Source organism: Nocardia sp. 149-1B, assembly GCF_057747975.1.
The window spans coordinates 14869-37276 of record NZ_CM173233.1; the positions used below are offsets into that span (position 1 = coordinate 14869).

The 22408-nt window shown below is 72.5% G+C and carries 18 protein-coding genes and 1 pseudogene; 5 read left to right on the forward strand and 14 right to left on the reverse strand.

The features are described 5' to 3' along the window. Positions 1-19: 19 nt before the first annotated feature. Both AC3ANS_RS00065 and AC3ANS_RS00070 read right to left on the reverse strand, forming a co-directional pair. Entirely contained in the window at positions 20-1483 is a 1464-nt protein-coding gene (locus tag AC3ANS_RS00065; protein ID WP_488294142.1) for an ArnT family glycosyltransferase, read from the reverse strand. A gap of 16 nt (positions 1484-1499) precedes the next feature. Continuing rightward, the gene (locus tag AC3ANS_RS00070) at positions 1500-2267 is read right to left on the reverse strand and encodes a tyrosine-protein phosphatase (RefSeq protein WP_488294143.1); all 768 of its coding nucleotides are present in this window, start codon (positions 2265-2267) and stop codon (positions 1500-1502) included. 175 nt (positions 2268-2442) lie between these two features. On the opposite strand from AC3ANS_RS00070, the gene AC3ANS_RS00075 reads away from it, so the two are divergent. Beyond that, positions 2443-3066, forward strand: a complete 624-nt coding sequence (locus AC3ANS_RS00075) for a hypothetical protein (RefSeq protein WP_488294144.1) — start codon at positions 2443-2445, stop codon at positions 3064-3066. Between the two features lie 6 nt (positions 3067-3072). Here AC3ANS_RS00075 and AC3ANS_RS00080 read toward each other — a convergent pair whose 3' ends face one another. Continuing rightward, positions 3073-3639: a protein-L-isoaspartate O-methyltransferase family protein gene (locus AC3ANS_RS00080; protein ID WP_488294145.1), complete on the reverse strand. Its 567-nt coding sequence runs from the start codon at positions 3637-3639 to the stop codon at positions 3073-3075. Positions 3640-3714: 75 nt separating this feature from the next. Between AC3ANS_RS00080 and AC3ANS_RS00085 the strand changes: the two genes are divergently transcribed. Then, on the forward strand, positions 3715-4092 hold the full coding sequence (locus AC3ANS_RS00085) for a PLD nuclease N-terminal domain-containing protein (RefSeq protein WP_488294146.1): 378 nt from the start codon (positions 3715-3717) through the stop codon (positions 4090-4092). A 4-nt stretch (positions 4093-4096) separates the two neighbouring features. On the opposite strand, the gene AC3ANS_RS00090 is transcribed toward AC3ANS_RS00085, so the two are convergent. From AC3ANS_RS00090 to AC3ANS_RS00125, 8 genes and pseudogenes are all read right to left on the reverse strand, one after another. Then, the gene (locus AC3ANS_RS00090; protein ID WP_488294147.1) at positions 4097-4879 is read right to left on the reverse strand and encodes a DUF1295 domain-containing protein; all 783 of its coding nucleotides are present in this window, start codon (positions 4877-4879) and stop codon (positions 4097-4099) included. Next, entirely contained in the window at positions 4876-6126 is a 1251-nt protein-coding gene (locus tag AC3ANS_RS00095; protein ID WP_488294148.1) for a class I SAM-dependent methyltransferase, read from the reverse strand. Before AC3ANS_RS00095 ends, AC3ANS_RS00090 begins: the two co-directional genes overlap by 4 nt. After that, a complete protein-coding gene (locus AC3ANS_RS00100) occupies positions 6123-6845 on the reverse strand; it encodes a DUF1365 family protein (RefSeq protein ID WP_488296565.1) in 723 nt (240 codons plus the stop codon). The genes AC3ANS_RS00095 and AC3ANS_RS00100 overlap by 4 nt, the downstream gene beginning before the upstream one ends. After that, positions 6840-8102: pseudogene (locus AC3ANS_RS00105) on the reverse strand (NAD(P)/FAD-dependent oxidoreductase); the annotation flags it as partial. The gene AC3ANS_RS00100 and the pseudogene AC3ANS_RS00105, both read right to left, overlap by 6 nt. Continuing rightward, entirely contained in the window at positions 8099-8872 is a 774-nt protein-coding gene (locus tag AC3ANS_RS00110; protein WP_488294149.1) for an anti-sigma factor, read from the reverse strand. The gene AC3ANS_RS00110 and the pseudogene AC3ANS_RS00105, both read right to left, overlap by 4 nt. Continuing rightward, positions 8869-9489, reverse strand: coding sequence for a sigma-70 family RNA polymerase sigma factor (locus AC3ANS_RS00115; RefSeq protein ID WP_488294150.1), 621 nt, complete (start codon positions 9487-9489; stop codon positions 8869-8871). The genes AC3ANS_RS00110 and AC3ANS_RS00115 overlap by 4 nt, the downstream gene beginning before the upstream one ends. Before the next feature lie 47 nt (positions 9490-9536). Beyond that, entirely contained in the window at positions 9537-10211 is a 675-nt protein-coding gene (locus AC3ANS_RS00120) for a fasciclin domain-containing protein (RefSeq protein ID WP_488294151.1), read from the reverse strand. Positions 10212-10361: 150 nt separating this feature from the next. Then, positions 10362-11891, reverse strand: a complete 1530-nt coding sequence (locus tag AC3ANS_RS00125) for a molybdopterin-dependent oxidoreductase (protein ID WP_488294152.1) — start codon at positions 11889-11891, stop codon at positions 10362-10364. A gap of 235 nt (positions 11892-12126) precedes the next feature. Between AC3ANS_RS00125 and AC3ANS_RS00130 the strand changes: the two genes are divergently transcribed. The 3 genes from AC3ANS_RS00130 to AC3ANS_RS00140 all read left to right on the forward strand — a co-directional run bounded on the left by AC3ANS_RS00130 (position 12127) and on the right by AC3ANS_RS00140 (position 20803). Then, positions 12127-17571, forward strand: coding sequence for a DUF7507 domain-containing protein (locus AC3ANS_RS00130; protein ID WP_488294153.1), 5445 nt, complete (start codon positions 12127-12129; stop codon positions 17569-17571). Between the two features lie 40 nt (positions 17572-17611). Then, positions 17612-18370, forward strand: coding sequence for an enoyl-CoA hydratase-related protein (locus AC3ANS_RS00135; RefSeq protein ID WP_488294154.1), 759 nt, complete (start codon positions 17612-17614; stop codon positions 18368-18370). A gap of 240 nt (positions 18371-18610) precedes the next feature. Beyond that, positions 18611-20803: a HelD family protein gene (locus AC3ANS_RS00140; protein WP_488294155.1), complete on the forward strand. Its 2193-nt coding sequence runs from the start codon at positions 18611-18613 to the stop codon at positions 20801-20803. Between the two features lie 11 nt (positions 20804-20814). Here AC3ANS_RS00140 and AC3ANS_RS00145 read toward each other — a convergent pair whose 3' ends face one another. From AC3ANS_RS00145 to AC3ANS_RS00155, 3 genes are read right to left on the reverse strand one after another with little or no spacing between them, the layout of a single operon-like run. Further along, entirely contained in the window at positions 20815-21366 is a 552-nt protein-coding gene (locus tag AC3ANS_RS00145) for a hypothetical protein (protein WP_488294156.1), read from the reverse strand. After that, a complete protein-coding gene (locus tag AC3ANS_RS00150) occupies positions 21363-21827 on the reverse strand; it encodes a hypothetical protein (RefSeq protein WP_488294157.1) in 465 nt (154 codons plus the stop codon). Before AC3ANS_RS00150 ends, AC3ANS_RS00145 begins: the two co-directional genes overlap by 4 nt. Next, positions 21824-22402, reverse strand: coding sequence for a TY-Chap domain-containing protein (locus AC3ANS_RS00155; RefSeq protein WP_488296566.1), 579 nt, complete (start codon positions 22400-22402; stop codon positions 21824-21826). The genes AC3ANS_RS00150 and AC3ANS_RS00155 overlap by 4 nt, the downstream gene beginning before the upstream one ends. Positions 22403-22408 lie beyond the last annotated feature (6 nt).

A 22408-nucleotide genomic window follows, 5' to 3' on the forward strand; every position in this document is an offset into this window, starting at 1 on the left:
CGGCCCGCACTCGAGAGCCCTAGGCGTCGTAGTGGACGAGGCTGGACCACCGCTGCGCCCAGGACCCGCGCACCGAGGAGCAGAGCCACACCGGGAGGCCCTCCTCCTCGTTGTCGGCATCCGCGTCGTTGTGGAACGTCGCCGCCCGCGTGCAGCCGGCGAACGACGCCGTCGGGTCCTCCCAGCCGATCACGATCACGGGCGCGGCGTCCGCCGGCGGTGGGCCCCACTCGCGGTAGCCGTTGTGGCCGGAATAGACCGGCAGGCCGACGTCGTACCAGCTCATCGCGCCCGCCTCGCCGTAGTTGCCGGTGAAGATGATCGCCGTCCGCCGCTCCTGGGGGGAGAGTGAGTCGACGACCTCGCGCACCTGGTCGGTGTACTCCCGCCACCCGATGGTCTCGAGCTGGACGTCGTTGAGGTCGGCGTAGAACGAGCCCGCGAACGCCGACGCCGGGAGCACCGGCAGCACCGCGGGGTAGGCGATCGCGCCCGAGGCGACGATGACCCCACCGGCGACCACGATCCGGCGAGCGGGCCAGCGTCCGGCGAGACGGGTGCATCCTGCGGCGATCAGCGGCGGGATGGCGCCCGCGAGGTAGTAGCCCTTGCCGCCGGTGACCAGGAAGACCGCCAGCGGGACCAGGAAGGCGAACGCGACGGGCCGCGCTCGCACCCACTCCGGCCGGCGCAGCAGGTGCACCAGGCCGACCACCCACACCACCGCGATCAGCGGGCTGTAGATGATCAGCGCCTCGATCACGAGGTCGACCCGCCCACCGAGGCCGCCGTACTCGTCGGCGATGTCGGCGGACAGGGCGAAGACCGGCCAGTCGTGCTGGGCCTGCCAGACCAGGTTGGGCGTCCACATCGCCAACGCGACCAGTCCACCGAGCCAGGGCCACCGCGTGCGCAGCACCGGTCGGGTGTCGCGCACGAGCGCGACGCCGACCAGGAGTCCGAGCAGGCAGAACGCCACCGCGTGCTTGTTGTTGAGGCCGACCCCGGCGATCGCGCCGGCCAACAGCCAGAGCCGCGGCCGGTCGTCGACCAGCGCCTGGGCGACCACGACGAGGACGGCGGTCCAGAACAGCACGTCGAACGTCGCGGTCGAGAGCAGGTGCCCAAGGCCGGGCACCGCGGCCGAGAACCCGACGGTGACCGCGGTCAGCACCTGTCCGGCCCGGGCCGCGCCCAGCAGTCGCGCGGCCTGCACAGACAGGAGCACGACACCGACGGCGGCGAGCACCGCCGGAGTGCGCAGCACCGTGACGCTCGACGGCGCCACGAGGTCGGCGAGCCGGGCCAGGAACGGCGTGAACGACGGTTGGTCCGCGTACCCCCAGGCGAGGTGCTTGCCGGCCTCGACGAAGTAGAGCTCGTCGCGGTGGGGGCCGTAGTGCGGCGCGAGCAGCATCAGCCCGACGGCGAGCACGAGACAGGCGGCCCCGACCTCACGAACGGCGTACGGTGCGCGGTTCACGCGCCCAGTGTTGCGCTCAGAGCACCAGCCGCGCGCGGAGTTCGGCAAGCAGGTCGTCGGTGAGGCCGAGCCCGTCGCGCAGGTAGCCGTCGACCGTGCCGTAGTCGGCCGCGACGGCGTCGTAGGCGGTCTGGAGATAGGACCCCTCGACCACCATCGTCGGCTCGTAGACCGCGACCTTCTCCGCGCCCAGGTGTTCACCGATCAGCGCGAGGTACTTCTCCCGAGTGGCCGAGGAGACGTCGTTGGTGAGCAGGTAGTCGGCCAGGATCGTGTCCCGCTCGACGTCGGCGATCTCGAGCAGCAGAGCGGCCGCCCAGCCGGTGCGGTCCTTGCCGGCCGTGCAGTGGAACAGGTGCGGCGGCTCCTCGGTGGCGAGGTCGGTCAGCAACGCGGCGTACGACGCCCGCGCGCCGGGTGAGCGCACGAACGCCTCGTACACCTCGCGCATCACGCGCTCGGCCGCCGCGGTGTCGTGGAGGCCGTCGACCATCGCCATGGGGATGCCCGACACCTCGACATGGCGCCATGTCGCACCCGGCACGTCGACGTCGGGGTGCGCCTCGACCTCGGGGGCGCTGCGCAGGTCGTGGATCACCCGGATGCCCAGTGCAGCAAGGGACCCGGCGTCCTCATGGGTGAGCTGGAGCTCGTTGGACCGGAAGAAGACCCCGCGGCGCAGGTGCCGCCCGTTGCCGGTGGGATAGCCGGCACCGGTGCCCGCCACGTCGCGGAAGTTGTCGGCGGAGGCGAGCCGCAGCAGCTCGGCGGGGGCGTCGGTCACGTCCGCAGGATAGGCAGGCACAGCCAACCGCGGGTGAACAGTCCGCCGACCCCGGCGTCTGGACCAGCCCGACCTGACGATGGTGCGCGGTCGGGCCCTGCCCGTAGCGTCCACGCTTCGGTGCGCCGTCGGCCACCTCGGTCTCGGGAACTCCGACCGGAAGAGGCACGTCCCCATGATCCGCAAGCTCTGCGCCGTGCTCACGGTGCTGTTCAGCCTCGGCGCCGTCGGCGCCGCCACCACCGGCCCGGCCCAGGCGCGGTCGGTCATCCCTCACCACGGCGTCTACAACGGCGTCGACCACCACGCCCGGATGGTCAGCCTCACCTTCTCCGGCAACCAGGTCTCCCACTTCACCGTCGGCCACCTGGTCATCGGTGGCGCGCACGTCTCGAACGGCATGTGGCACGAGACCTGTCACAACGGCTACTGCTTCAAGGGCCAGTGGCTGACCGACACCCACGTGAGCGGCTACTGGCGGCACGGCGGCTCCTCGACCTGGACGGCGTGGTCGGCGACCATCGCGCCCGCGATCCGGCCGTACGCCGGCACCTACATGGGCAGCGACCACCGCGGCCTGCGGGTGCACCTGTCGTTCCACAGTGGCTCCCTGCGCGCCTTCACGCTCGACCACAACCTGGTCGGCGACGCCATGGTGCACAACGGCGCCTTCGACGTCTGCCACCGGACGGTGTGCTTCAAGGGCCACTGGGAGTCGGACTACCTCGTGGTCGGCTCGTGGCGCTACAGCAACAGCCACGAGTGGAACCCGTGGGAGGCGTACGCGTACGCGACCTGAGACCCGTCAGCGCAGCGGCACGAACCGGTAGCGCCCGTGCCGGCTGACCACCGGCTGCCCGTCGCCCTGACCGATCACCAGCAGCATCTCGCCGGCCACCGGGATCACCATCCGGCCGGCCGGCGAGAGCTGCTCGACCAGGTCGGCGGGCAGCTCGCCCGACTCGGCCGAGACCAGGATCCGGTCGTACGGCGCGTGCGCGGGCACGCCATACGTGCCCGGTACGGCCTGCTCGATCCGGGCCCACGCCCAGCTGCCGCGCGCGAGGTTGGCGCGGCCGAAGGTCACGAGGTCCGGCTCGAGCTCGACGCCGAGCACCTCGCCGTCGGGACCGGTCAGCTCGGCCAGCAGGCCGGTCGTCCACCCCGAGCCGGAGCCGACGTCGAGGACCCGGTCGCCGGGCCGGACCTCCAGCAGGCGCAGCATGTTCTCGACCGTGCGCGGCTGGGAGTTGGTCTGCCCGTGGCCGATCTCGATCGGGCCGTCGTACGAGGCGCGGGCGCGCTCGCGCTCCGGCAGGAACCATGCGCGCGGCACTGCTGCGAACGCCTCGTCGACCCGGTCGGGCGTCATGCTCCGAGTCTTCCACCGCACGTCCCGTCCCGGAACCGGTGGCGGCGCCGGTGTTCTTGGGCGAGACTCACGGGCGTGATCAAGGTCGATCTCTTTCTCGGTGTGGTGACCTTCGCGTTGTGGGTCTTCTGCCTGGTGGACGCCATCGGCGCCCCGGCGGACCGGGTCCGCAACCTGCCCAAGGCGGCGTGGGTGCTGCTGGTCCTGTTCTTCCCGTTCGTCGGGTCGATCGCCTGGCTGATCGTCGGGCGCCCCGAGGACGGGGTGAGCCGGCGTTCGCCGTACGAGCGGGAGGTGCCGCACTTCCCGGAGTACGACCGCCCCGGCCGGGCCGCGGCGACCGCTGCGGAGCGCGACGACGAGTTCCTCCGCCAGGTGCGCGAGCGGGCCGAGGCGCAGCGCAAGGCCTACGACGCGCAGCGCAAGCGCGAGCGCGAGGCCGACGAGCAGTAGCGGCTCACGCCCGCTTCGGCGGCAGCGGCACGAACATCGACGTTCGCGCGGCGTACTCGGGGTAACCCGGCCGCTTCATCATCGTCTTCTCCAGCAGCCGCGCGCCCGTGATCCACACCAGCCAGATCGTCATCGCGATCGGGGCGAGGAGCGACGACAGGCCGGCGACCCAGCCCGACGCGAGGCCGCCGGCGAGCCAGAGTCCCCACCACACGCAGCAGTCGCCGAAGTAGTTGGGGTGCCGGGTCCACGACCACAGACCGCGGTCCATCACCGGGCCGCGGTCGGGATCGCGCTTGTACGCCGCGAGCTGGGCGTCGCCGACCGACTCGAAGACCACCCCGACCACCCAGACGGCGATGCCTGCCCAGACGACCCAGCCCCACTCGAGCCCGGCGACGGCGGCCGCCTGCAGCGGCAGCGAGACCAGCCACACGGCCGCGCCCTGCAGGCCGAACACCTTGCGGACGGCGTGCGCCATGCCGACCTGGTCGAGGGTGCCGCCGAGCATCGCCTCGTAGCGCGGGTCCTCGCCGTGGCCGCGCGACTTCACGAAGATGTGGGTGGAGAGCCGGCCGCCCCAGGCGATCACCAGTCCGGCCAGCAGCCACGACTGCCAGGTGCCGGACAGCAGCGCGCACACCAGTGCGACCGCGACGAGCGCGAGGCCCCAGCCGACGTCGACGACCGAGACGCGGCCGGACCGGCGCGCGGTCAGCGCGGTCACGGTCATGACGGCAGCCGAGGCGAGCGCAGAGAGCCCGGCGGTGAGCAGCAGGTCGCTCATGGCGCGATCGACACGTCGCCGGGCCGCTCGAGGGTGAGCTGCTGGACATCGAGGTAGCCCGAAACGAAGCCGGCGCGGGAGTAGCACAGGTAGAAGTGCCACATCTTCACGAACGTCTCGTCGAAGCCGAGCAGCCGGACCTGGCCCTCGGCGTCGAGGAACGCCTCGTCCCACCGGCGCAACGTCTCGGCGTAGTCGGCGCCGAACGCGAGCCGGTCGCTCACCCGCAGCGTGGTGTGCTGCTCGGTGACCTCGTCGATGACCTGCGCCGAGGGCAGGAACCCGCCGGGGAAGATGTACTTGTTGATCCAGGTGAAGCTGCCGCGGGTCGCGAGCATCCGGTCGTGCGGCATCAGGATCGCCTGGATCGCGGCCCGGCCGCCGGGCGCGAGCAGCTGGTCGATCGTGCGGAAGTACGTCGGCCAGTACTCGTGGCCGACCGCCTCGATCATCTCGACCGACAGCACGGCGTCGTACTCTCCGCGGACCTCGCGGTAGTCGCACAGCTCGATGCTCACCCGGTCGGACAGGCCCGCGGCCTCCACCCGCTCGTGGGCCAGCGCGAGCTGCTCGGAGGAGAGGGTGACCGTGTGGACGGTCGCACCCCGAGCGGCGGCCCGGATCGCGAGCTCGCCCCAGCCGGTGCCGATCTCGAGCACGCGGGTGCCGGCACCGACACCGGCCTGGTCGAGCAGCCGGTCGATCTTGCGGTGCTGGGCCGGGAGCAGAGCCTCGCCGAGGTCGCCGTCGAACAGCGCGGAGGAGTAGCTCAGCGACTCGTCGAGGAACAGCCCGAACAGGTCGTTGGACAGGTCGTAGTGGTGGGCGATCAGGTCGCGGGTGCGGTCCTTGGTGGTGCGGTGCGCGCGCGGCCGGCGACGCTGCACCAGCCCCCGCGCTCGCTGCAGCCGCCGGGGGATCAGGCCGCCGACGTTCGCGGCCAGCACCGTGAGGAACCCGGTGAGGTCCTCGGCGGTCCAGGCGCCCGTCAGGTAGGCCTCGCCGAAGCCGATCAGCCCGTCGCGGCCCAGCCGGGCGTAGAGCTCCTCGGGCCGGTGCACGGTCATCGCCGGGCCGCCGCGCCCGAACGTCTCGGCACCGACGTGCACGGTGACGTCGAGCCGGTCGACGGCATGGATGAACAGCCGCCGCGCGACGCGGGACGAGACGTCCGTGCGGATCCCGGACGGTACGCCGTCCAGCCCCGGCCAGCGGCCGGCGGTGGAACGGGTGGACGTGATGGTCACCGGACTCCCTCCTGGTGGTGGGCCGGTCGCGAACGGACCGGCAGTCGGCGCAGCCACAGCACGATGCCGTGGGCGCGGATGAGCGCGGCGCCCCTCAACGCCGCGGGGGCGGCCCGCCACGGGCCGTGGGTGGATCGGGTGCCGGTGAGCGCGGCGCTGAACTTCTCCCCGTCGTCCGTCGTGAGCGCGACGCTCACCTGGAGCCGCTCGCCCGGCACCGGGACCCGCAGGTCGTAGGTGCCGTCGGTGCCGTGGAACGGCGAGACGTACATCTGCTTGGGCGTCGTGGCACGGCCGCGCTCGTCGGGGCGGACGAGGTAGGCGTGGCGGTCGCCGTAGGTGTTGTGCACCTCGACGACCGTGCACGGGTCGCCCTGCTCGGGGGTCACCCAGAACACGCTGATCGGGTTGAAGCAGTGCCCGAACGCGCGCGGGTGCGCGGCCAGGAGCACGCGGCCGTTGCCGAGCTCGATGCCGTGCCCGGCCAGGAACGCCGCGAGGTTGTCCTTGATCGACCGCGCGGGGTCGCCCAGGTGGTCGCGGCCCTCGAAGCGGCCGAGGATCCCGTGGTCGGGCAGGTCGTCGAGGTCGACGAGCCAGGTGTGCGACCGGTGCGTGAACGTCCGCTGGAACGGCGACCGCCGGACGTGGGTGATCGTCGTGTCGTAGACGCCGGTGGTGGTGGTTTCGAGGCTCGCTTCGCTTCGCACCTCAACCACCGAGGTCCACTCGAACCCCAGCCGCTCGGCCGCGGCCAGCCCCGAGCGTGCGCCGTCCTCGTGGAAGCCCCACCCGTGGTAGGCGCCGGCGAACGCGACCCGGTCGCTGTCGAGCTCGAGCAGCCGGCGCTGGGCAGCGACGGACGCGGGTGTGTAGAGCGGGTGCTCGTACTCCATGCGCGCGATGACCGTGCTCGGGCCGACCAGGTCCTCGCCACCGAGGGTGACGAGGTAGTGCGTCTGCGTGGGCAGCCGCTGCAGCCGGGTCAGGTCATAGGTGACCGTCACGTGGCCGCGCTCGCCGAGCGGCCGGCGGAAGTTCCACGACGCCCGTGCCTGGTCGGCACGCGGCAGCAGCGAGGTGTCGGTGTGGAGCAGCGCGACGTTGGGCGAGTAGCCGATCGCGCCGAGCACCTCGCGCTGCGCCGGCGTCGGGTCGGCGAGCATCGCCAGGGCGTGGCTCGGGTGGGTGGCGATCACGACCGCGTCGTACGTCCGCACGGTGCCGTTGCCGTCGGTGACCTCGACACCGTCGGCGGTCTCGAGGACGGAGGTGACCTTGGTGCCGGTGCGGACCTCGTCGATCGCTGCCCCGATGCGTCGGACGTACTCGTGCGAGCCGCCAGCCACCGTCCGCCACTGCGGCGAGCCGGTGATGCTGAGCATCCCGTGGTGGGAGAGGAATGCGAACAGGTAACGGGCGGGGTACTCCAGGGCCACGTCGGGGTCGCACGACCACACGGCAGCCACCAGCGGCTCCATGAAGTGCCGCACGAAGTACGCCGAGAACCCGTGCCGGTCCAGGAAGACGCGGAGCGTCTGGTCGTCGCCGTCGGCCTCGAGCAGCACCCGGGCCAGCCGGTGGAAGCGCGGGACCTCGGTGAGCATGCGCAGGTAGGCCGGGCTCGTGAGGTTCCGGCCGCCCGGGAACAGCCCGCGCGAGCCGAGCGCGCCGGCGTACTCGAGCCCGGTGGCGTCGTCACGCACGGACATCGACATCTCCGACTCCTGCGTGGCGACGCCGAGCTCGCCGAACAGCCGCAGCAGCGTCGGGTAGGTGCGCTCGTTGTGCACGATGAACCCGGTGTCGATCGCGAGCCGACCGGCGGCCGGGTCGTCGACCAGGTGCGTGTCGGCGTGCCCGCCGAGCCGGTCGTCGGCCTCGAGCAGCGTCACGTGGGCGGTGCGGGAGGCGACGTACGCCGCGGTCAGCCCGGCTACGCCGGACCCGATGACCGCGACGTGGCGCCGGCTCATGCCTTCCTGCCGAAGTCGAAGAGCGCGATCGGGTCGCTGGTGGGCGCCGGGGAGCCGCCCTCGGGCTCCACGGTGATGCCGGCCGCGGTGGCGGTCGCGGCGTCGCCGCTGAGCAGCACCCGCTGGTCCTCGCGGACCGGCATCAGGCCGGCGGAGACCATGCCCTTGCCTGGCTGGTCGAGCCAGAGCTGGTAGACCTTGCCGGCCGGGGGCGGCGGCATCTTCTCGGTCACGAGCACGGCCTTGCCGACGCTGTCGGAGTGCACGAGCGTCGCCTTGGCGCCACCCTCGAAGTCCAGCGAGGTGCTGCGGGCGTCGGCGGCCTGGAGGACCTGCACCAGCGGCGACGCCTGCTGGGTCGTGGGGTCCTGCCAGGGCTGCTGCCAGAAGACCGCGCCGCCGCCCACGGCGAGCACCGCGGCTGCCGCGGCGACCAGCAGGTTGAGCCGGCGCCGGGGACGACGGGAGGCGAGCGAGACGGGGGCGGGGACGGGGGCCGGCGAGGGAACCGCGGGCGGCAGCGGCCGCGTCGTGGCGATCCCGGCGAGCACGCGGTCGCGCAACGCGGCGGGCGGCTCGAGGGTCGTGGTCTCGGCGAGCGTGCCGGCCGCCTCCTGCAGGCTGGCCACCTCGTTCCGGCACTCCGGGCACTCGGCCAGGTGCCGCTCGAACGCTGCGCGCTCGAGGTCGTCGAGGGCATCGACGGCGTACGCGCCGGAGAGCGCGTGGACGTCGAAGCTGCCGGGGTAGCCCGGGTCGTTGGAGCTCATGAGCCCACTCCCATCGCGTCACGCAGCCGGATCAGTCCGTCCCGGATGCGGGTCTTGGCGGTGCCGACCGGTAGCTCGAGCATGGTCGCCACCTCCGTGTGTGTGTATCCACCGAAGTACGCGAGCCCGATGGCCTCGCGCTGCACCTCGGTGAGGGTCGCGAGCGCGCCGCGGACCCGGTGGGCCTCGAGGGACGCGTGTGCGGCCTCGGCGGTCGAGTCGTGCTCGACCGGCTGGTTCTGCTCGTGGTACGTCGTGTCGCGCCGGGTCGACGCTTCGGCCGACCTGACCCGGTCGACCGCCTTGCGGTGCGTGATCGTCAGCAACCAGGACAACGGGCTGCCGCGGTCGGGGTCGAAGCGTGAGGCGGTGCGCCAGATCTCCAGGAAGGCCTCCTGGGTGACCTCCTCGGCCTGCGCCGGGTCGCGCACGACGCGCACCGCGAGCCCGAAGACACGGGTCGCGGTGGCGTCGTACAGGCGGGCGAAGGCCTGCTCGTCACCACGAGCCGAGAGACGCAGCAGCTCGGCCAGCTCGGCCGTTGGCTGGCCACCGGCGCCGGGCGCCCCGTCCTCGGGGGACGGGGCGCCGGCGCCGACGGATCGGATGTGGTCCACGGATGGATCCTTGCTTGTTCGGGCTCCTGGGAAACCTGGAACCAGGATCAGGGCATCAGGACGGAGTCGATGACGTAGACCGTGGCGTTGGCCGTGGGGATGTTGCCGCACAGGACCTTGGCGTCGGAGGAGCCGACGGTGAAGTCCTCACCCGAGCCCTTCACCGTGAGCTTGTCACCCTCGAGCGTGTCGTGGGTGCCGGCCAGGTCCGCGGGGGTGAGCTGCCCGGCGACCACGTGGTAGGTCAGGACCTTGGTGAGCAGGTCCTTGTTCGCCAGCACCGACTTGAGGTCCTTCGGCGGCAACTTGGCGAACGCGTCGTCGGTGGGGGCGAACACGGTGATGCCGTCCGCGGAGTTCAAGGTGTCCACCAGGCCCGCCTTGCCGACCGCGGTCACGAGCGTCTTGAGCAGCGGGTTCGCGCTGGCCGCGGTCGCGACCGGCTCGGTGGCCATGCCGTTGAACGAGCCGGCACCCGAGGCGGGGATCGCCGAGCAGCCGGCGCCGAAGGTATCGGCGCTCGCGTCCATCGGAGCCGAGCTGTCCGACCCCATGTCGGACGGTGCGCTCGAGCTGGGGGCGCTGGTGGTGGGGGTGTCAGCCATCGAGTCCGACTCGGAGTCCGAGCCGCCACACGCGGCCAGGCCGAACGTGGCGATGAGGGCGAGGCTGGCGAGGCCCGTGGGACGGCGGAGTGAGCGACGGAGGGAGCGCTTCGTCATGGTGTGGTGCCTTTCGCTTCGGGAACTTCGTGGTCTGGGTCATCTCGGCGGGGTTGCTCTGGGGCCGAGATGTGAGGTGTTCGGACCAGGTCCGGGATCGGATTGGTCCGAATCACGTCGACCCGCCCGAAACTTTCGGGCGGGTCGACGTCAGGCGACGTTCACCACGACCTCCTGGACGCCGCTGGAGCCCTCGGGGAACGGGGTGGCGCGTACGGCGGTCTGCACCTCGCCCTCCCCGTCCGTGGCCCGCACCGCGAGCGAGTGCCGGCCGGGCTCGGCGGTCCACGGCAGGTACCACTGCCGCCAGTAGTCGTTGCCGGCCGACGGCCCCAGGCGCGCCTGCTGCCAGGGCCCCCCGTCGATGCGCACCTCGACCCGGTCGATGCCGCCCTGGTGCTGGGCCCAGGCCACCCCGCCGATCACCGTGCGGCCGGCGTCGACCGTCGAGAGCGGCCGGGGGGTGTCGATGCGGCTGGAGATCTTGATCGGGGCGTCGGTCGCCCAGTCGCGGCGGGTCCAGTACGCCTCCTGCTCGGCGTACGTCGTCAGGGTGATGCGGCTGATCCACTTGCAGGCACTGACGAACCCGTAGAGGCCCGGGACGACCATCCGCGCGGGGAACCCGTGCTCGCGGGTGAGGGAGCGGCCGTTCATCCCGACCGCGATCATCGCGTCGCGGCCGTCGGTGGCCAGCGCCAACGGGGTGCTGATCGTCATCCCGTCGACGTCGGTGCTGAGCAGCTGGTCGGCGCGGGTGCCGTCGATGCCGGCGCGGTCGAGCAGGTCGGTGAGCCGCACGCCGAGCCACCTCGCGGCGCCGATGTAGCTGCCGCCGACCTCGTTGGAGACGCAGGTGAGCGTGATGTCGCGCTCGATGAGCGGCATCGCGACCAGGTCGTCGAACGTGAAGGTGACCTCGCGCTCGACGTCGCCGTCGATGGTCAGCGTCCAGCCGTCCACGTCGACGATCGGCAGCGTCAGCCGGGTGTCGACCCGGTAGAAGTCGCCGGTCGGAGTGCGGAAGCCGCTGATGCCGGGCACCCGGTCGTCCAGGCCGGTGGGGAACGGCGGTGCGGGGTCGTCGGCGGCCGGCAGGTCGATCACCGTCGTGCGGCTGCGGTACGACGCGATCCAGCGTCCCGCGCCGCCCATCGCGGCCGCGGCCACCCCCAGGGTGCCCGCGGCGACCAGCACGCCGCGCCGGCTCGGTCCGTCCGCCGGTCCCGAGGCGGAGGCGGAGGTGGCCCGGGCCCGGGTCAGCCAGGCGAGTGCCGCGAGCCCCGTGACCGCGGCCACGAGGCTCGGCACCACGTCGCTGGTGGCCGCGCCGGGACGGTTCAGTGCGGCGCCGGCCGGGATGGCGACGAGCACCAGCAGCAGGACTGCGCCGTACGCGAAGCGTCGCCGGGACAGCAGCCCGGCGAGTGCGGCCAGCACCAGCACACCGACCAGGACCGATCCGACGAGCACGGTCTTGTCGTGGGTGCCGAAGTGGGCGATGGCCCACTCCTTGAGCGGGGTCGGGGTCAGGTCGATGACCGTGGATCCCACCACCAGCACGGGCGACGACGCGGGTTCGGTCAGGCCGGCCACCAGGTGGCCGGCGGCGACGCCGACCAGGGTGGCGAGGACCCCGACACCCATCCAGGCGCCGGCATGGACAAGGCGATTCCTCATGGGTGCTGTTCGGAGCGGATCCCCTGTCGGATGGCCTTCCTCACGTTTTCCTCAAGTCGCGACGACCGGGCGGCGGCGTGGCTACGGTGAAAGACGACCTCCCGCCGCTGCGGGAGGTCGGGGGGATCACAGACGCTCGTAGACGAGCAACACGGCTGGGGGGCCGGCGGTCATGTCGCTGACGTGCGCAATTTCGTGGATCAGTCCTGCCCGGATGCGGGCGCACACCCGGCGGGTGAGCCTCGCGGTGGTGCCACTGCTGATGACGGCGGGGCTGGTGGCGACGCTGCCTGCCGCGCCCGCCCAGGCCACGTGGGGCACCGGGTCGTCGGCATCACCGAGGTTCGTGTGCGCGCCCGACACGGTGTACAGCCTCGACGGCGACTCGCGCGCGCTGAGCAGGCTGAACCCGACGACGGGCGTCGCGTCGGACAACGGCACCATCCCGGCCGGCTGGGGCGACACCCTCAACGCGCTCGCCCTGCCGAGTGGCGGCGGGCGCTACATCTACGCCTTCAACCGCAGCCAGAACCAGGTCGTGCGGTTCGACGCCGACACCAACGACGCCGACGAGTGGACCGCCCCGTCGAACTCGAGCGCCAGCAGCGTGATCGCCGGCGCGATCAACCCGGCCAACGGCATCTTCTACTACGCGTCCGGTGGCTCGACGTGGAAGCTGTTCGCGTTCAACACCAACACGAACACCTCGATCGGCCAGGTCGGAACGATCTCGGGCCTGTCGAACAACGGCGACATGGCGTTCGACGCGTCCGGCAACCTGTACGTCGTCAGCAACGCCGACTCCGACGCGGCAGGGACGTTGGCGCGCGTCAACGGTCCGCTCCCGACCAGCGCCGGCAGCAGCTCGCTCGGCTCGGCGGTGCTGGCCTCGTTGCCGAAGAACTCCGGTCAGTACGCCGCCATGGCGTTCGACGGGTCGGGCTACCTCGTGATCGGCACCGGGGACGGCAAGGTGCTCAAGGTGGACCCGGCCAGCGGGACGCTGGCCGCCTCGAAGTCCACCAGCCTCAAGCTCCACGACATGGCGTCCTGCTCCTCGCCGAGCACCGCCTCGGTCCGCGTGGACCTGCCGCAGGGACGCCACGCCGCGGCCGACCAGTTCACGACCACGATCACCGGCGGTGGCGTGACCTCTGGCAACACCGGCGTCACCGCGGGCACCGACTCCGGGCTGCAGACCCAGACCGGCGAGGTCGCCGGCCCCGTGGTCGTGCTGCCGGGGACGACGTACACGATCGCTCAGGCAGCCGCGGGCGGCACGGACCTCAACGACTACACCACCACGTGGAAGTGTGTGAAGGGCTCCGACGGCTCCCAGGTCGCCGCCGGGACCGGCAACGGGGGGACGTTCACCGTGCCGAGCACGTCCGGGACGACCGTCGTGTGCACGTTCACCAACCTGCCGCTGAACCCTGCGATCGAGCTCGACAAGACCGCGGGCTCCATCGCTGACGTCGACGGCAACGGCCCGGACGCGGGCGACACGGTCACGTACGCGTTCAAGGTGACCAACACCGGCAATGTGGCGCTGAACCCGGTGACGGTGAGCGACCCCAAGCTCGGGACGATCACCTGCCCGGCCGGTGCCCTCGCGGCCGGTGCCTCGGTGACGTGCACGCCGAAGAGCTACACGCTCACCCAGACCGACGTCACCGCAGGTCAGGTCGACAACACCGCGACCGCGACCGGCACCGCGTCCAACGGCGTCAAGGTCACCGACCCCGACACCGTCACCGTGCTGGTTCCCGCGAACCCGAGCCTCGTCCTCGACAAGACAGCCGGCGCGATCACCGACGTGGACGGCAACGGACCGGACGCCGGTGACACCGTCACGTACGCGTTCAAGGTGACCAACACCGGCAACTTGCCGCTGAACCCGGTGACGGTGAGCGACCCGAAGCTCGGAGCGATCACCTGCCCGACCGGTGGGCTCGCCTCCGGTGCAGCACTGACCTGCACGCCCAAGGTCTACACGATCACCCAGGCCGACGTGGACGCCGGCAAGGTCGACAACACCGCCACCGCGAGCGGTACGCCGCCCACCGGCTCGCCGGTCACCTCGACCGACTCCGTCACGGTCCCCGTCCCGACGCTCGCGGGCATCGAGATCGACAAGACCGCGGGGCCGATCACGGACACCGACGGCAACGGCCCGGACGCCGGCGACACGATCACCTACTCGTTCAAGGTCACCAACACCGGCAACGTGGCGCTGAGCGCGATCGCGGTCAACGACCCCAAGCTCGGCGGCGCCGTCCCGTGCGCGACCTCGCTCGCTCCGGGCGCCTCGACGACCTGCCCGAGCAAGGTCTACGCACTGACCCAGACAGACGTGAACAACGGCCGCATCGACAACACGGCGACCGTGACCGGCAAGCCCCCGACGGGCAGCACCGTCAGCGACGACGACTCGACGACGACCGTGCTGCAGGGCACCGCCGCCATCGAGCTCGACAAGACCGCGAGCGCGATCAGCGACCTCGACGGCAACGGACCGGACCGGGGCGACAAGATCACCTACGGCTTCAAGGTCACCAACAACGGCACGGTGAGCCTCGACCCCGTCACGGTCACCGACGCCAAGGTCGGCCCGGTGACCTGCCCCACCGGCGCGCTGGCACCCGGCGCCAGTCTCACCTGCACCTCGGTGCAGTACGTCGTGACCCAGGCCGACGTGGACGCCGGGAAGGTGGAGAACACCGCCACCGCCCACGGCACGCCGCCGAGCGGCTCCGGGGTCACCGACGCGGACTCGACCACCACCCCGGTGCCGGCGTACCCGGGCCTCGTGCTCGACAAGACCGCCGGCGCCATCGTCGACGGTGACGGCAACGGCCCCGACGCCGGTGACACGATCGGCTACGGCTTCGCGGTGACCAACACCGGCAACGTCACCCTCGACCACGTGATGGTGAGCGACCCGAAGCTCGGCGCGATCACCTGCCCCACCGGTGCCCTCGCACCCGGTGCCACGGTGACCTGCACGCCGAAGACCTACGCCCTGACCCAGGCGGACGTGAACGCCGGCAAGGTCGACAACACCGCCACCGCGACGGGCACGTCGCCGACCGGCGCGGACGTCACCGACACCGACTCCACCACGACCCCGGTGCCGGCGAGCCCGTCGATCCACCTCGACAAGACGGCCAGCGCCATCGACGACGTCGATGGCAACGGGCCGGATGCGGGCGACACGATCGCCTACTCCTTCGCGGTGACCAACACCGGCAACGTCACGCTGAACCCGCTCACGCTCACCGACCCCAAGCTGGGCGGCGCGATCACCTGCCCGGCCGGGGCCCTGGCTCCCGGTGCCACCGTGGCGTGCACGACCACGACGTACGCGCTGACCCAGGCCGACGTGAACGCCGGGATCGTCAACAACACCGCCACGGCGACGGGAACGCCGCCGACCGGGTCGAACGTCGCCGACACCGACGCCACCAGCACTCCGGTGCCTCCCCACGCCTCGATCAACCTGGTGAAGACGGCGAGCGCCGTGCACGACGTCAACGGCAACGGCATCGACGACGGGGACACGGTCACCTACACGTTCACGGTGACCAACACCGGCAACGTCACCTTGACCGGCATCGACGTCTCCGACCCCAAGGTCGGGCCGGTGAGCTGCCCGAGCGGCCCGCTCGCGCCGGGCGCCTCGGTCGAGTGCAGCCTGCGGACCTACACCCTCACGCAGGCCGACGTGGACCACGGCTCCGTCGACAACACCGCCGAGGTCACGGGCACCACGCCGAGCGGCGGCACGGTCAGCGACGACGACAGCCGCACCGTGGACCTTCCCTCGACCGGATCGATCCAGCTCCTCAAGGCCGCCGGCGCGATCCAGGACCTCGACGGCAACGGCCCCGACGCGGGCGACACGATCACCTACTCGTTCCGCGTCACCAACACCGGCAACGTCAAGCTCGACCCGATCACGGTCAGCGACCCCAAGGTCGGGCCCGTGACCTGCCCGTCCGGAGGGCTCGAGCCCGACGAGTACGTCGACTGCGCGGACGCGACGTACACGATCACCGCGGCCGACGTCAGCGCCGGGAAGGTCGACAACACCGCGACCGCGACCGGCACGGCACCCGGTGGCGGGACCGTCCAGGACTCCGACTCCACCTCGACGCCCGTGCAGCCGACCGTCACCAACGTCACGGTCGCCAAGACCGTCGACGACACCGCTCCGCGGGTGGGTGACGTCGTCACCTACACGCTGACGGTCACCAACACCAGCGCCGCCGACGCGCGCGACGTGGTGATCGTCGACGCGCTGCCGAGCGGCGTGACGCTCGTGTCCGCCGACGCGCCCTGCACGCGGACCGGCGCGACCGTCCGGTGCGAGGTCGGCACGGTGCCGGCGGGCCAGGTCCGCAGCGTGGACGTCCAGGTGAGGGTCGACCCGCTGCCGTCGGTCGGTGCCGACCACCAGCACCTGTTCGACGTGCAGAAGACCGAGGTGCACGTGGACGTGGAGCCCGGCGCCCAGGCGGTCGGGACGGCCACCTGCATGCCCGGCTACGTCGTCACCGACGGCTCGGGGCGGATCGACTCCGTCGACCAGGGCACCGGGACGTTGGCCTCGGTCCACATGACCCAGAACCAGGCCGTCGGCGACGACAGCTGGCGTGCGGGCTTCGTCAACGACGCGACCGGGCGCGCCCAGGCCAAGGTGTTCGCGGTCTGCGTGAAGACCGAGAGCGAGTCGGTCAACGGGCACGTCCACGAGCTCGTGGTCGGCTCGCCGGTGTCGCAGGCGGCCGCGCTGCCGACCGGACGCACCGACGTCACGCTGAGCTGCTCGCCCGGGCAGGTGCCGATCCAGCCCGGCTACGAGCTCGGCGCCGCGGCACCGGTCGTCACGACGTACCCCGACGGCGCTGCGGGGTGGCGGTTCGCCGTCCAGAACGCCGGCGCGGCGACGACCGGGACGTTCACCCTGCGGTGCCTGGACGAGCTCGTGAGCACTGCGAACGGGCACACGCACCGGCTCGGCCTCGACGAGGTCCGGCAGACCGTGACGGTGCCGGCCGGGCAGGTCGCGGAGGTCACGCTGAGCTGTGCCGCGGACGCCAAGGGCATCGTCGCCGGCTACGACGTCGACCCCGGCCTGGTCGTGCTCGGCAACGACCCCCGGCCGGTGATCCGCGTGTTCAAGCTCTTCAACCCGAGCGACGCGCCGCTGCAGGCGAGGCTCTACCTGCACTGCCTGGCCAACCGCACCGAGAAGGGTGCCGACCAGGGCGGCTCGATCGTGAACACCGCCTCGGTCACCACCTCGACGCCGGAGACCTCCAGTGCCGACAACACCGACAGCGTGACGATCCGGGTGGACACCTCGCCGGCCGTCGTCCCGGTCGCTTCGCAGGTCGTGGTCTCCTCGGCCCGGGTGGCGGCGACGGTGAAGTGCGGCGCCGGTGTTGGGGTCTGCAGCGGCCGGGCGACCCTGGTCGCGGTGGCCACCCAGAAGGTCGGCGGCCACGTGGTGAAGAAGGGCGCGGTGCTCGCCCAGGCGACCTACCGGATCCGGTCCGGCGCGAGGGCGGTCCTCCAGCTCAAGCAGACCGCTGTGGGCCGCTCGACCCTGCGGGGACTGACGAAGGCGCAGCTGCGGATCGACGGCACGGTGCGGACGGTGCACATCAGGCACTGAGGGTCCGTCGCGGCGTCGGGCATGCGGCAGGATGTGCCGCATGTCCGACGCCCCCGCCGAACTCGTGCACTACTCCGTCTCCGACGCGGTCGCCTCGCTGACCCTCGACTCGCCCCACAACCGCAACGCGCTCTCGCGCCAGCTCGTCACCGAGCTCTTCGAGGGCCTGGAGCGGGCCGGTGCCGACCCGGAGGTCAAGGTCGTGCTGATCCGGGCGGAGGGCCGCGTCTTCTGCTCCGGCGCCGACCTCTCCGAGGCCGCGACCGGCAGCATGGAGGAGGGCACCCGGCGGATCATCGACCTGCAGCGGCTGATCGTGACCCTCGACAAGCCGGTCGTCGTCCGGGTCTCCGGTGCGGCCCGCGCCGGCGGCATCGGCATCGTCGCCGCCGCGGACATCGCGATCGCCGCCGAGGACGCGACGTTCGCGCTCACCGAGGTCAAGCTCGGCCTGGCCGCCGCGATCATCTCCCTGACCGTCCACCACCGGATGAACCCGCGCGCCGCGGCGCTCACCACCCTCGGCGGCGAGGTGTTCACCGGCGCTCAGGCCGCGGCGTACGGCCTGGTCACCACGGCTGTGCCCGGCGAGACGCTCGACGACGAGGTGGCCGCGGTCTGCGCCTCGCTCGCGACCGGCGCCGCCCAGGGACTGCGCGAGTCCAAGTGGGTGCTCAACCGCGACCTGGTCGACCGCATCGACGCCCACGGCGCCGAGATGGCCGAGCTCTCCACTCGGCTCTTCGCCTCCGAGGAGGCCCGCGAGGCGATGACGGCGTTCCTGTCGCGCAAGCGTTAGCCGCGTCTCGCGCGTCGACTTCGTCGCCGCGCGAGCCGCGGATCGATCTGTGGCGGCATCGTCCGACGGAGTGGTTGCGGACGGCGCGTCGACTGGGGGCGCGCTCCTGCGGGCGTGTGCTCCCGATACTCCGCTCGCGCACCCCGGATCAGCGGGTAGGCTTGTCGACTCGCCGGAATCACCGAGCACGTGGGTGGGTTCCGGGGGTGGGGGATGTTCTTGGGTGAGGGGAAGCGCGCGTTGTCTGAAGAGCTGGTCGAGCGGGAGATCGCTGCCGAGCAGGCGTTCGTCGACCGGGTGTACGTCCAGCTGGCGGAGTCCGCCCGGCAGGCGCAGGCACTCGCCAAGGAGGGTCACAGCCGCGGCCGGCTGGGTCACGAGGGCGGGCTCGTCGAGCGCGACGCGATGGTGTTCCAGGCGGCCCGGCGGATCGCCCAGCTCGACGCCGCCCACGAGGGTCTCGTCTTCGGCCGCCTCGACATGACCGCGGAGGTCGACCCCGAGCCGCGCTACGTCGGCCGGATCGGGCTGCGCGACGCCAACCGAGACTCGCTGTTGATCGACTGGCGCGCGCCCGCAGCCGCGGTGTTCTACCAGGCCACCGCCGCCGAGCCGCACGCCGTGATCCGGCGCCGGGTGCTCCGCGCCGCCGGCCCGCAGGTCGTAGGTGTCGAGGACGAGCTGCTCGACGCCGAGGCGCTCGAGCGATCCGGTGCCGACCTGCCGATCGTCGGCGAGGGCGCGCTGATGGCCCAGCTCTCCCGGGCGCGCGACCGCTCCATGCACTCGATCGTCGCGACGATCCAGGCCGAGCAGGACAAGGCGATCCGGGCACCGGGCAAGGGCGTCGTGTCGATCTCCGGGGGGCCCGGCACCGGCAAGACGGTGGTCGCGCTGCACCGCGCGGCCTTCCTCCTCTACAACGACCGGCGCCGCTACGAGGGCGGTGGCGTGCTGATCGTCGGCCCCAGTGGCGTGTTCATGCGCTACATCGAGCGGGTGCTGCCGAGCCTCGGCGAGACCGCGGTCGCGCTGCGGTCGCTCGGCGAGGTCGTCGACGGCATCCGCGCCACCCGCCACGACGAGCCCGCCGTCGCCGACGTCAAGGGCTCGGCGCGGATGGCCGAGCTGATGCGGCGTACCGCGCGCCAGCAGGCGCCGGGCAGCCCGCGCGAGTTCCGGATCTTCTGGCGCGACGACACGATCGTGCTCGACCGCGGCGAGCTCGGCCGGCTGCGCCGCCAGCTGATGTCCCAGGGCCGGCGCAACCGACAGCTGCCCCGGGTGGCCCGGGCGCTCCTGGACACCATGTGGCGCCAGGTCCGCGGCGAGCGGGGCCGCGAGCGTGGCCGCGAGGCGTTCGACGACGAGATGCTCTCGAACCAGTCGTTCGTGGACTTCGCCGCCGGCTGGTGGCCGCCGCTTGACGCTCTCGAGGTTTTCGGCTGGCTGCGCGACCCCGAGCTGCTCGCCCGGGTCGGCGACGGCGTGGTCAGCCCCGAGGAGCAGCGGCTGCTGACCAAGTCCTGGGGCGACGCGGCCGATCTCTCCGTCGAGGACGTGCCGCTGCTCGACGAGCTGCGTTACGCGCTGGGTGACGTGCCGGCCCGCACCGACGACGAGCGCGAGCTCGACGACAGCGGGCTGCTCGAGGGCGGCGTGGACATGCAGGAGCTGTTCACCGCCGCCGACCGGGAGTACGCCCCCACCGGCCGCGCCTGGGCGCCGCCGACCCACCGCATCGACGACGACCCGTTCGCGCACGTGCTGATCGACGAGGCGCAGGACCTCACCCCCATGCAGTGGCGGATGGTCGGGCGTCGCGGACGCACCGCGTCGTGGACGATCGTCGGCGACCCGGCCCAGTCGTCCTGGCCGGTGCCGGCCGAGTCGGCGGCTGCGCGCGCCGAGGCCTTGGAGGGCAAGGAGCTCCACGAGTTCCACCTCTCCACCAACTACCGCAACTCCTCGGAGATCTACGCCTACGCCGCGGCGTACGCCGAGCGGGTCGGCCTCGACGCCGACCTGCCGACCGCGGTCCGCTCGACCGGCGTCGAGCCGCGCACGCTGACCGGGGTCGCCGACCTGGAGGCCGCGACCCGGGAGGCCGTGAACGAGATCGCCGGCCAGGTCGCTGGCACGGTGGGCATCGTGGTCCCCGTCGCCCGGCGCTCGGACGTCAACGCCTGGCTGGCGTCGTGGCCCGAGCTCGCCGAGGACGCCCCGGCAGCGCGCGCCGCCGTCGACTCCTCGGTGACCCCGTCGGGCGAGGACCGGGTCGTGGTGCTCACCGGCCTCGACACCAAGGGCCTGGAGTTCGACGGCATCGTGGTGGTCCGTCCCCAGGAGATCGAGGACGAGTCCGCGACCGGCAAGGCCACGCTCTACGTCGTGCTCACCCGCGCCACCCAGCTGCTCACCACGCTGTCCTGACCGGGTGCGGCTCAGCCGGAGGCGAGCGGCACCAGCGCGCAGAACCGGCGGTAGATGGTCGAGCTCGCGACCGGCCGGAGCGTCCACCCGGTGCCCGGGCCCGGCTCGACCAGCCAACTGCCGGACGCGCCGGTGACGCCGGCGAGGAGCCGCTCCTCGTCCTCGGTGCGCACGCCGAGGGTGAACGCCAGGGACGCGTCGAGCTCGTCGAAGGCCGAACGCCGGGCGACGGGGTCGTCGCCGAGCAGAGCCGCCATCGGGTTGGCCTCGGTGTGCCGCTCGCGCCGTTCGGCCGGGGTGACCGGGGCCAGCGAGGTGAGGCGCGCCAGCGCGACCGGGAGCTGGTCGGGCGGGCAGGGCACGACCTCGGTGGCGGCGGTGTCGCGGACGAGAAGCGTGACCTCGCCCGCACCGAGCCAGCCGAGGGTGGTCCGGCTCGTCGAGCGTGTGGCGGTGTCGAGGTGCAGCACGGCGTTGGGGTCCTGCACGGGCGGGAACGCGCCGTCGGCCGCGAGCGCCTCGAACTCCGCCACCGATCCGACGGTGTGTGCCCGGTCGCTCATCGCGTCTCCTCGGGGAGATCCGGGACGACCATCGCGGCAGCGGAGAGCGCGAGCTCGTCGGCCAGGAGGTCGTAGCGGCCCGCGTCGACGGTCGCGCTGAGGGTCCACCCCGTGCCGTCGGCGACCACGAACCACTGCTCGAGGACCACGGCGTTCCCCGAGGGAGCCAGGTGGTGGGTGAGGCGCCGGCCCCCCGGACGGCCGGCGACCGCCACGTGCTCGCGGTCGAGCACCCGGTGGTCGTGCAGGGCCTGAGCCGCGGCCGCCTCGGCGGTGGACTGCCAGGTGCGCAGGTCGACGTCGCCGAGGTGCTCCTGGGTCAGCACGAGAGAAGCCCGGTAGGCCTCCGGGGATGCGGGGTCGACGGGCTCCACGACGGCGGCCGCGCCCGCCAGCCCGGTGTCCACCGGGCCCCACCCGGCCGGAGCCGGGACCCGCGCTCCGTGCAGTGCGAGGCTCACGCGTACTGCTCCCAGTGCCAGCCGTGGTCGGTCGCGCCGCCGAGGGTGGCGAGCGCGACCACGCCGTGCGCGGCCAGGCTGCTGGCCGTCGCGTCGTCGACGCCGGAGCCGATGCTGACGTCGAGCCGGTAGTCGTTCGTCCGGTCGTAGGCCCCCGTGCGCTCGGCGGGCCGCTGCCACCCCAGGTCGTGCATCCGCTGGTCCTGCGCGGGCGCCACGGGCCACGGGCCGCCCCACTCCTGCGAGCCCGACGCGTCGACGCTCAGCACGTCCCCGAGCTGCTGGTAGCGCACGTAGAGGTGGTTCTCGGTGCCGTCGTCGCTGATCACGAGCGTCGCTCCCTCGGGCAGTGCGGGGAGCGCGGCCGCGATGCGGTCACGCAGGGCACCCCAGGGCTCCGGGACGTCGGGGGCGGGTGGTGGCGACACCGGCCCCGGCCACCGAACCCGCGCTGATCCACGCGCCGACCCACGCGCCGACCCACGCCCCGACCCACGCCCCGACCCACGCCGGTAGCCGAGCACGCCGAGAGCCACGAAGAACGCGATGACGAGCAGGACGAAGACCACGACCATGGTCAC

Excerpts from the sequence above, each read along its gene's own strand:
- AC3ANS_RS00080 (WP_488294145.1), bottom strand. The coding sequence starts at position 3,639 with ATGACGCCCGACCGGGTCGACGAGGCGTTCGCAGCAGTGCCGCGCGCA.
- AC3ANS_RS00075 (WP_488294144.1), top strand. The coding sequence starts at position 2,443 with ATGATCCGCAAGCTCTGCGCCGTGCTCACGGTGCTGTTCAGCCTCGGC.
- AC3ANS_RS00155 (WP_488296566.1), bottom strand. The coding sequence starts at position 22,402 with ATGGTCGTGGTCTTCGTCCTGCTCGTCATCGCGTTCTTCGTGGCTCTC.
- AC3ANS_RS00135 (WP_488294154.1), top strand. The coding sequence starts at position 17,612 with ATGTCCGACGCCCCCGCCGAACTCGTGCACTACTCCGTCTCCGACGCG.
- AC3ANS_RS00090 (WP_488294147.1), bottom strand. The coding sequence starts at position 4,879 with ATGAGCGACCTGCTGCTCACCGCCGGGCTCTCTGCGCTCGCCTCGGCT.
- AC3ANS_RS00120 (WP_488294151.1), bottom strand. The coding sequence starts at position 10,211 with ATGACGAAGCGCTCCCTCCGTCGCTCACTCCGCCGTCCCACGGGCCTC.
- AC3ANS_RS00110 (WP_488294149.1), bottom strand. The coding sequence starts at position 8,872 with ATGAGCTCCAACGACCCGGGCTACCCCGGCAGCTTCGACGTCCACGCG.
- AC3ANS_RS00125 (WP_488294152.1), bottom strand. The coding sequence starts at position 11,891 with ATGAGGAATCGCCTTGTCCATGCCGGCGCCTGGATGGGTGTCGGGGTC.
- AC3ANS_RS00145 (WP_488294156.1), bottom strand. The coding sequence starts at position 21,366 with ATGAGCGACCGGGCACACACCGTCGGATCGGTGGCGGAGTTCGAGGCG.